This window comes from Arthrobacter sp. lap29, assembly GCF_032458965.1.
Taxonomy (GTDB): Bacteria; Actinomycetota; Actinomycetes; order Actinomycetales; family Micrococcaceae; genus Specibacter; species Specibacter psychrochitiniphilus.
The window spans coordinates 1-1,252 of the sequence record NZ_JAUCEK010000037.1; the positions used below are offsets into that span (position 1 = coordinate 1).

Annotated in this window: 1 protein-coding gene and 1 pseudogene; both read left to right on the forward strand. The window is 56.1% G+C overall.

Annotated features, from left to right (window positions below; genetic code table 11):
- Nucleotides 1-23 precede the first annotated feature (23 nt).
- Entirely contained in the window at nt 24-314 is a 291-nt protein-coding gene (locus RY113_RS18400) for a transposase (RefSeq protein WP_315915832.1), read from the forward strand.
- Nucleotides 315-334: 20 nt separating this feature from the next.
- A pseudogene (locus RY113_RS18405) lies at nt 335-1,207 on the forward strand (IS3 family transposase); the annotation flags it as partial.
- Nucleotides 1,208-1,252 lie beyond the last annotated feature (45 nt).

The window sequence follows — 1,252 nt, forward strand, 5'->3', positions numbered from 1 at the left end:
CAGTCTTTGAAAGGATTGTTCCCATGTCTTCTCGACCAACCTATTCCGATGAGTTCAAGGCTGATGCCGTTGCCTTGGCTGATTCTTCTGGCCGCCCGTTAGCTCTTGTAGCTGCTGAGCTCGGCATCTCTCTGACTGCACTCAAGCGATGGATCAAACTCTCCCGCGAGGGCCAAGAGGGCGGTGGCCGGAAACCAGATTTACCGGTGGATGCCGCTAAGTACAAAGCCATGGAAGTTCGAATGCGCGAGCTTGAAAGGGAGAATGAGTTCCTAAAAAAAGTTTCAGCGTTCTTCGCCAAAGAGCAACGGTAGATGACTTCTATCGTTTTGTTCAGCAGCAGGAGAACGCTGGAGAGAAAGTGGCTTGGATGTGCCGGCAACTCGGTGTGCCACGCTCCTCGTACTACCGGTGGAAAGAAGCAAAAGATACGCCCACAACTATTCGTCACCGGGAGCTGACTGATCAGGTGAAGACTGTCTTTGATTCCTCCGACGGAATCTTTGGCCATCGCATGGTTCACGCGAAACTCAGCACAGCCGGTGTTGAGATCTCTGTAGGAACAACTGCCTCGATCATGGCGGAGAATGGCTGGGCGGCCAAGCGGATGCGGGCTTTCAAGCGCACCACGATCCCCTCGGATCCGGAGAAAGTCTTCAAGGATCTGATCGGCCGAGACTTCACCGCCGACACCCCTGGCACCCGCCTGGTCGGAGATATCACTTACCTCAGGACTGGTGAGGGCTGGCTGTATCTGGCCACCGTCATCGACCTGTGCACCCGCATGATCGTTGGCTGGGCCATGGCTGACCACATGCGCGCTTCCCTCTGCGTCAGCGCGCTGACGATGGCCAGAGACCGAGGCCACCTACGTGCTGGTGCAATTTTCCATAGCGATCACGGGACGCAATTCACCTCCAGAGAATTCGGGACCTGGTGCACCGGCAACAGCATTCGCCAATCCATGGGATTAGCCGGTGTTTGCTGGGACAACGCCGTGGCCGAGTCATTCTTCTCGTCCCTGAAGAACGAGTTCTACCACCACTACAGCTTTGACACCCGCCAAGACGCCAGACGGGCCACTATGCGCTACATCGAGGTCTTCTACAACCGGTGGAGACCCCACACCCACAACAACGGCCTACCGCCGGCAACAGCCATGGCCAACTTCACCACCCAAAACCAGCAACAAATCGCTGCTGCCTAACCCAAAAGAACCGAACCAACTGTCCCAGATCCTTGACACACCTCA